The sequence below is a fragment of the Streptomyces sp. NPDC007162 genome, assembly GCF_040634175.1.
In the GTDB taxonomy this organism is placed as follows: Bacteria; Actinomycetota; Actinomycetes; order Streptomycetales; family Streptomycetaceae; genus Streptomyces.
Genome location: NZ_JBEYFC010000400.1, coordinates 1 through 8,357 on the forward strand (window position 1 = coordinate 1; position 8,357 = coordinate 8,357).

General features: G+C 70.4%; 6 protein-coding genes and 2 pseudogenes. All 8 read left to right on the top strand.

Annotated elements, in window-relative coordinates; translation table 11 throughout:
• A pseudogene (locus ABZ646_RS33830) lies at positions 1–510 on the top strand (hypothetical protein); the annotation flags it as partial.
• A 139-nt stretch (positions 511–649) separates the two neighbouring features.
• The gene (locus ABZ646_RS33835; protein WP_360527531.1) at positions 650–1,492 is read left to right on the top strand and encodes a nitrilase-related carbon-nitrogen hydrolase; all 843 of its coding nucleotides are present in this window, start codon (positions 650–652) and stop codon (positions 1,490–1,492) included.
• Entirely contained in the window at positions 1,489–2,772 is a 1,284-nt protein-coding gene (locus ABZ646_RS33840; protein WP_360527534.1) for an aspartate aminotransferase family protein, read from the top strand. Before ABZ646_RS33835 ends, ABZ646_RS33840 begins: the two co-directional genes overlap by 4 nt.
• Before the next feature lie 87 nt (positions 2,773–2,859).
• Positions 2,860–4,440 carry a PucR family transcriptional regulator gene (locus ABZ646_RS33845; RefSeq protein ID WP_360527537.1) on the top strand — a complete coding sequence of 527 codons (1,581 nt, stop codon included), beginning with the start codon at positions 2,860–2,862 and terminating at the stop codon, positions 4,438–4,440.
• 168 nt (positions 4,441–4,608) lie between these two features.
• Positions 4,609–5,451, top strand: a complete 843-nt coding sequence (locus ABZ646_RS33850; protein ID WP_360527540.1) for a nitrilase-related carbon-nitrogen hydrolase — start codon at positions 4,609–4,611, stop codon at positions 5,449–5,451.
• Positions 5,452–5,556: 105 nt separating this feature from the next.
• Entirely contained in the window at positions 5,557–6,963 is a 1,407-nt protein-coding gene (gene hydA / locus ABZ646_RS33855; RefSeq protein WP_360527543.1) for a dihydropyrimidinase, read from the top strand.
• 11 nt (positions 6,964–6,974) lie between these two features.
• Positions 6,975–7,994, top strand: a complete 1,020-nt coding sequence (locus ABZ646_RS33860; RefSeq protein WP_360527546.1) for a TIGR03842 family LLM class F420-dependent oxidoreductase — start codon at positions 6,975–6,977, stop codon at positions 7,992–7,994.
• Between the two features lie 134 nt (positions 7,995–8,128).
• A pseudogene (locus ABZ646_RS33865) lies at positions 8,129–8,311 on the top strand (nitrate reductase); the annotation flags it as partial.
• Positions 8,312–8,357: the final 46 nt, after the last annotated feature.

The following is an 8,357-nucleotide window of genomic DNA, read 5'->3' on the forward strand; positions in this document are numbered from 1 at the left end:
GCCGCGGCCGTGGCGCAGCTGGTTCCGCTGCGGGCGGCGGGCCGCACCGGTGAGGCGCACGCGCTGCTCGCCGAGGTCGCGCAGTGGCCCGCGGCCCGGTTCCCGCTGCTCGCGGAAGCCCTCCAGGGCGCCGGGCTGGGCGCCGACTGGTCCACGCTGCTGTGGGAGGCGGCCTCGCTGCCGCCTGCCCGCCTCGTGCCGGTCGCGGACGCCCTCGCCGTCGCCGGCCGGAGCGAGGACGCCCGGCAGATCCTGCGTCAGGGAGTGGTCCGCCCCGCCACCGAGATCGGCGCGGCGGTCCTCGCCCTGGAAACGGCCGGCCGCCACCGCGAGGCCACCACACTGCTCGACGCCTACGTCCAGGTCCGCACCCCGGAGGAGGCGGCGCACAGCGCGGAGCCTGATCCGCATCTGCTGGTCCCGCTGCTCCTGCGTTCGGCGCGGCAGATCTCGGAGCAACGCCACCGGGACCTGCTGCACGCGCTGCGGGTGGCAGGCCTCGCCTCCTGACCGACGGGAGTCCGGGCATCCCCGCATCCGCCAGCCAGGTACGAAACACGATCGACTCCGCGGCTTCACGACGATGGTCTTGGCAAGGGCCCCGAGTGCGCTTACTTTCGACCCTCTACGGGCGTAGAAGGAGCAGCTCATGGCCAACGTCGTACGCGCCGCTCTGGTCCAGGCCACCTGGACCGGCGACACCGAGTCCATGGTGGCGAAACACGAGGTGCACGCCCGTGAGGCGGCCCGCCGGGGCGCGAAGATCATCGGGTTCCAGGAAGTCTTCAACGCCCCCTACTTCTGCCAGGTCCAGGAACCCGAGCACTACCGCTGGGCCGAACCGGTCCCCGACGGCCCGACCACCCACCGTATGCAGGAGCTCGCCCGCGAGACCGGCATGGTGATCGTGGTCCCGGTCTTCGAGATCGAGCAGTCCGGCTTCTACTACAACACCGCCGCCGTGATCGACGCCGACGGCACCTACCTGGGCAAGTACCGCAAGCACCACATCCCGCAGGTGAAGGGCTTCTGGGAGAAGTACTACTTCAAACCGGGCAACCTGGGCTGGCCGGTCTTCGACACCGCTGTCGGCAAGGTCGGGGTCTACATCTGCTACGACCGCCACTTCCCCGAGGGCTGGCGGGAACTCGGCCTCGGCGGCGCCCAGTTGGTGTACAACCCGTCGGCCACCCACCGTGGGCTCTCGTCGTACCTCTGGCAGCTGGAGCAACCGGCCGCCGCCGTCGCCAACGAGTACTTCGTCGCCGCCATCAACCGGGTGGGCCAGGAGGAGTACGGAGACAACGATTTCTACGGGACAAGCTATTTCGTCGATCCTCGTGGGCAGTTCGTGGGGGAGGTCGCGAGCGACGTGAGCGAGGAACTCGTCGTCCGTGACCTCGACTTCGACCTGATCGAGGAAGTGCGGCAGCAGTGGGCCTTCTACCGCGACCGCCGTCCCGACGCCTATGAAGGGCTGGTACAGCCGTGAACGACCTCTTCGCCCGCCACCGCCAGGTCCTGCCCGACTGGCTGGCGCTCTACTACGACGAGCCGCTGGAGATCACGCACGGCGAGGGCCGGCACGTCTGGGACGCGGACGGCAACCGCTACCTCGACTTCTTCGGCGGCATCCTCACCACGATGACCGCGCACGCGCTGCCCGAGGTCACCAAGGCGGTGAGTGAGCAGGCCGGCCGGATCATCCACTCCTCCACCCTCTACCTCAACCGCCCGATGGTGGAACTGGCCGAACGCATCGCCCAGTTGAGCGGCATCCCGGACGCCCGGGTCTTCTTCACCACGTCCGGCACCGAGGCCAACGACACGGCCCTGCTGCTGGCGACGACGTACCGCCGGACGAACACGATCCTGGCGATGCGCAACAGCTACCACGGCCGCTCCTTCAGCTCGGTCGGCATCACCGGCAACAAGGGCTGGTCGCCGACCTCGCTGTCCCCGCTCCAGACGCTCTACGTGCACGGAGGCGTCCGCACCCGCGGTCCGTTCGCCGAGCTGAACGACCGTGACTTCATCGAGGCCTGCGTCGCCGACCTGCGCGACCTGCTCGGCCACACCCGGCCGCCGGCCGCGCTGATCGCCGAGCCGATCCAGGGCGTCGGCGGCTTCACCTCCCCGCCCGACGGTCTGTACGCGGCCTTCCGCAAGGTCCTCCAGGAGCAGGGCATCCTCTGGATCGCCGACGAGGTGCAGACCGGCTGGGGGCGCACCGGCGAGCACTTCTGGGGCTGGCAGGCGCACGGCCAGAGCGGCCCGCCGGACATCCTCACCTTCGCCAAGGGCATCGGCAACGGCATGTCCATCGGCGGCGTGGTGGCCCGCTCCGAGATCATGAACTGCCTGGACTCCAACAGCATCTCGACGTTCGGCGGCACCCAGATCACCATGGCGGCCGGTCTCGCCAACCTGTCGTACCTCCTGGAACACGACCTCCAGGGCAACGCCCGCCGGGTCGGCGGTCTCCTCATCGAACGCCTGCGGGCCGTCACCGCCCAGCTGCCGGGCGTACGGGAGGTCAGGGGCCGCGGCCTGATGATCGGCGTCGAACTGGTCAAGCCCGGCACGGACGAGGCCGACCCCAAGTCGGCCGCCGCCGTCCTGGAGGCGGCCAGGGAAAGCGGCCTCCTGATCGGCAAGGGCGGCGGCCACAACACCAGCGCCCTGCGCATCGCCCCGCCACTGTCCCTGACGGTCGCGGAGGCGGAAGAGGGCGCGGCGATCCTGGAACAGGCCCTGCGGAGCGCCTACTAGCCGACCCGCCGTGTGCCGACCGCGGCGACCGGCCCCCACCGGCCCGCAGTCTCAAAACGCACCACACCCGACCAAGGGACACGCAAGATGACCGCCACTTGGGAGCCCGCCGGGACAACCGACCCCATCCTGTCGGTCCGCCAGATCCTCACCCTGGAACGGGTTCTCGCCGGCGACCCCGAGGTGGTCGCCGGCACCGCCCACCTCGACCGCCCCGTCCGCTGGGTGCACGTCGCCGAGGCCCCCGACGTCGGCGTCATGCTCACCGGCGGAGAGATGGTCCTCACCACCGGCGTCCTGCTCGCCGGCGACGAGCACAGACAGGCCGAGTACATCCAGTCCCTGCACCGGGCCGAGGCCGCCGCGGTCGTCCTCGGCCTCGGCCGCGCCTTCCCGGCACCCCCCGACGCCATGCGCCGCGCGGCGGACCGCTGCGGCCTGCCCATGGTGGTCCTGCACCGCCCCTTCCCGTTCGCCGAACTGACGGAGGAGGTCCAGTCCCGCCTGGTACGCCGGAAGTTCGCCGCCGTCAGCCTCTCCGAGTCCGTCCGCACCGCCCTCACCGGTCTCATCACGGCCGGCGCCCCCCTCCAGCAGCTCCTCGACGAGGTCGCCGTGCACAGCGCCTGCCCGGTCGTCGTCACCAACCTCGCACACCGGGTGCTGGCCACCGCGGGGGAGCGCTCGGCGGTCGACGACGTGCTGCGCGACTGGGACCGCATCGCACGGCAGGCCGGCGGCGCCGAGGGCGACGGCTGGATCCGCGCCGAACTGGGCGGCCGTGGCGAACGCTGGGGCCGGATCATGCTCTGCGGCTACCGGGGCGACACCGCCACCGGACGCCTCCTTGCCGACCGCGGCGCCGAGGCCCTCGTCCTGCACCGGATGCTCGGCGGCGGCTCCGCCCACACCTGGGAGGAGCAGTCCGCGCAGAGCCTGCTGACCGACCTGGTCTCCGGAGTCGTACCGGCACGGCAACTGCTGCCCCGGGCACGGGCGGCAGGCCTGCCCGTCAACCGGCGTACCTTCGTGCCACTCGTCGTGCGCGACTGCGATCCCGCCCGACTGGAGAGAACCCTGCGCCTGCTGGGGCTGCCCGGACTCGTCGCCGAACTCACCGAACAGCGCACCGCCGTCCTGCTCAGTCTCGCCCGCGACCAGGACGCCGACGCCCTCGCCGCGCACTTCGCCGCCCGGCTGCACGGCGAGGCACCCGCGAACGGAGCGGTGGTCGCCGCCGCAGGCCCCTGCACCGCCTGGGACGACGTGCCCGCCGGGCTGCGGGAGGCCCAGCACGTGGCCGACGCGGTCGCCGACACGGCCGCCGCCCTCGACCTCCCGGCGGTCGTACGGCTCCGGGACGTCCACCTGCGCGGGCTGATCCGGCTGTTGCGGGACGACCCGGACGTCCAGTCCTTCGCCGAGCGCGAGCTGGACGGACTGCTCTGCGGCAACGGCACCGAGCAGGACCTCCTGGGCGTCCTGCGGACCTATCTCGCCACCGGCCGCAACAAGTCCCGCACCGCCCAGTTGCACCACGTCTCCCGGCCCGCCCTGTACCGCAGGCTGGAGGCGATACAGACCCGGCTCGGGGTCGACCTCGACGACTTCGAGCAGGCGGCCTCGGTGCACATCGCACTCCTCGCGCATGACGCGCAACAGCAGTGAAACACGCGGCGACCTGGGAAAACGGTGGTGAAACATGGGCCATGGAGAGCGTGACACGGTGGCACGCCGACCGCCCCCGGACGTGACACGGTGGCAGTCGAAGCCCGCCCGCGGACTTCCTAGGCTCCTCGCACCGAGCGACGCACCCCCGAGCTACCGGAGGTCCCGATGAGCCGAGTGATTCGTGCCGCCCTCTTCCAGACCGCCTGGACCGGCGACAAGGAATCGATGATCCAGGTCCACGAGCAGGCGGCCCGCGACGCGGCCGCGCAGGGCGCCCAGGTCCTCTGCTTCCAGGAACTGTTCTACGGCCCCTACTTCTGCCAGGTGCAGGACAAGGCGTTCTACGAGTACGCCGAGCAGGTACCGGACGGCCCGGTCGTCCAGCGCTTCCAGGCCCTGGCCCGGGAACTGGGCCTCGTCCTGATCCTGCCGGTGTACGAGGAGGAGCAGCCCGGCGTCCTCTACAACACCGCCGCCGTGATCGACGCCGACGGCTCCTACCTCGGCAAGTACCGCAAGCACCACATTCCCCAGGTCCCCGGGTTCTGGGAGAAGTTCTACTTCCGCCCGGGGAACGCCGGCTGGCCGGTCTTCGAGACGGCCGTCGGGAGGATCGGCGTCTACATCTGCTACGACCGCCACTTCCCCGAAGGCTGGCGGGCGTTGGGCCTCGCCGGTGCCGAGATCGTCTTCAACCCGTCGGCCACCTCGCGCGGACTCTCCCGGTACCTCTGGCAGTTGGAGCAGCCGGCGGCGGCCGTCGCCAACGAGTACTTCGTCGGCGCGATCAACCGGGTCGGCGTGGAGGACCTGGGCGACAACGACTTCTACGGCACCTCCTACTTCGTGGACCCGGAGGGCCAGTTCGCCGGCGAGGTGGCCTCCGACAAGGAGACCGAACTCGTCGTCCGCGACCTGGACCTGGCCAAGCTCCGAGAGGTCCGCGACCGCTGGCAGTTCTTCCGCGACCGCCGCCCGGACGCGTACGGCCCGTTGACGGCGCCGTAAAAGCGCCCCGTCAGGGGCGCGGGGCTGTGTCGAATCTGCGGCTACCGCTGCGTGGGCGCGACCAGCCACATCGGACCGGCACGTGACCACGAACGAGAGGACCCCATGACCACCGGCCGCACCCTCATCCACGGTGGACTCGTCATCACCGCGTCCGACGAGATCCACGCCGACGTCCTGATCGAGGACGGCCGCATCGCCGCCCTCGCGGCGACCGGCACCCCCGCCGCGGACGCGTTCACCGCCGAGCGCACCATCGACGCCACCGGCAAGTACGTCATCCCGGGCGGCGTCGACGCCCACACCCACATGGAGCTGCCGTTCGGTGGCACCTTCGCCTCGGACACCTTCGAGACCGGCACCCGGGCCGCCGCCTGGGGCGGCACGACCACCATCGTCGACTTCGCCGTGCAGAGCGTCGGCCACGGCCTGCGCGAAGGGCTCGACGCCTGGCACGCGAAGGCCGAGGGCAACTGCGCCATCGACTACGGCTTCCACATGATCGTCTCCGACGTGAACCAGGAGACGCTCAAGGAGATGGACCTGCTGGTCGAGGAGGGCGTGACCTCCTTCAAGCAGTTCATGGCCTACCCGGGCGTCTTCTACTCCGACGACGGCCAGATCCTGCGCGCCATGCAGCGCTCCGCCGAGAACGGCGGCCTCATCATGATGCACGCCGAGAACGGCATCGCCATCGACGTGCTGGTGGAACAGGCGCTGGCCCGCGGCGAGACCGACCCGCGCTACCACGGAGAGGTCCGCAAGGCGCTGCTCGAAGCCGAGGCCACGCACCGGGCCATCAGGCTCGCCCAGGTCGCGGGCGCCCCGCTGTACGTCGTGCACGTGTCGGCGATGGAGGCGGTCGCCGAGCTGGCCCGGGCCCGCGACGAGGGGCTCCCGGTATTCGGCGAGACCTGTCCGCAGTACCTCTTCCTCTCCACCGACAACCTCGCCGAGCCGGACTTCGAGGGTTCGAAGTACGTGTGCTCGACGCCGCTGCGCCCCAAGGAGCACCAGGCCAAGCTCTGGCAGGGGCTGCGCACGGACGACCTCCAGGTGGTCTCCACCGACCACTGCCCCTTCTGCTTCGTGGGCCAGAAGGAACTGGGCCGCGGCGACTTCTCGAAGATCCCCAACGGCCTGCCCGGCGTCGAGAACCGGATGGACCTGCTCCACCAGGCCGTCGTGGACGGGCACATCACGCGCCGCCGCTGGATCGAGATCGCGTGCGCCAACCCGGCCCGGATGTTCGGGATGTACCCGAAGAAGGGCACCATCACCCCGGGGGCGGACGCCGACGTCGTCATCTACGACCCGCACGCCGAGCAGGTCGTCTCCGCCGAGACCCACCACATGAACGTCGACTACTCGGCATACGAGGGCAGGCGCCTCACCGGCCGGGTCGAGACGGTCCTCTCACGCGGCGAACCCGTCATCACCGAGCGGGAGTACACCGGTCACGCCGGACACGGCGTCTACACCCCGCGCTCCACCTGTCAGTACCTCAACTAGGAGTGGCGCCCATGGACTTCGGACTCGTCCTGCAGACCGACCCACCGGCCTCCCGGGTCATCAGCCTGATGAAACGGGCCGAACGCAACGGCTTCCGGTACGGCTGGACCTTCGACTCCGCCGTGCTCTGGCAGGAGCCGTTCGTGATCTACAGCCAGATCCTCGCCAACACCAGCAAACTGACGGTCGGCCCGATGGTCACCAATCCGGGCACCCGCACCTGGGAGGTCACCGCCTCCACCTTCGCCACCCTCAACGACATGTTCGGCAACAGGACCGTCTGCGGCATCGGCCGCGGCGACTCCGCGATGCGGGTGGCCGGCCGCAAGCCCAACACCCTCGCCCGCATCAGCGAGGCCATGAAGGTCATCCGCGCCCTCGGCCGGGGTGAGGAGGCCGACCTCGGCGGTACCGTCGTCCGGTTCCCGTGGATCAAGCCGGGTGCCGAACTCCCGGTCTGGATGGCCGCGTACGGCCCGAAGGCCCTGAAGATGACCGGAGAGGAGGCCGACGGGTTCATCCTCCAGCTCTCCGACCTCTACCTCACCGAGTACATGGTCAAGGCCGTGAAGGACGCGGCCGTGGCCGCCGGACGCGACCCGTCCGAGGTGCGGATCTGCGTCGCCGCCCCTGCCTACGTCACCGAGGACGACTCGCCCGAGGCCCTCGCCCACGCCCGCGACCAGTGCCGCTGGTTCGGCGGCATGGTCGGCAACCACGTCGCCGACCTGGTCGACAAGTACGGCGCGCACTCCGCCGCCGTCCCGGACGAACTCACCGACTACATCAAGGCCCGCCAGGGGTACGACTACTCGCACCACGGACGCAGCGGCAACCCCGACACCGAGTTCGTGCCCGACGAGATCGTGGACCGCTTCTGTGTCATCGGCCCCGTGGAGAAGCACATCGAGAAGCTGAACGCGCTGCGCGAACTGGGCGTCGACCAGTTCGCCGTCTACGACATGCACGACGCGCAGGAGGCCACCATCGACGCGTACGGGACGAAGGTCATCCCCGCCGTCAACGGCTAGCCACCTCCTCGCAGTTGGTCTCCCCCTTCCCGCCGTCCCGGGAAGGGGGTCAGGGCGCACCCCACACGCGCACCCCCCCCCGCCCCGCCCGCACGGCCTCTCTCCCGTCCCATCCCACCCCGATTGGCCTGCCCATGACCAACACCGCTCCCTCGGCCATACCTCTCTCCGGTCAAGTCACCCGTCCCGACGGGCGCGTCGAGCTCACCCCGGACTCCCCGCCGCCGAACGGCCCCTACGCCAACGAGGACCTGCTGCCGGTCCCCGTCGCCAAGCGCACCTGGACCACGTACAACTTCTCCGCGCTGTGGGTCGGTCACTTCGGAGCTCCCGTGGGGTGTGAATGATGAAACGATTCAGAAC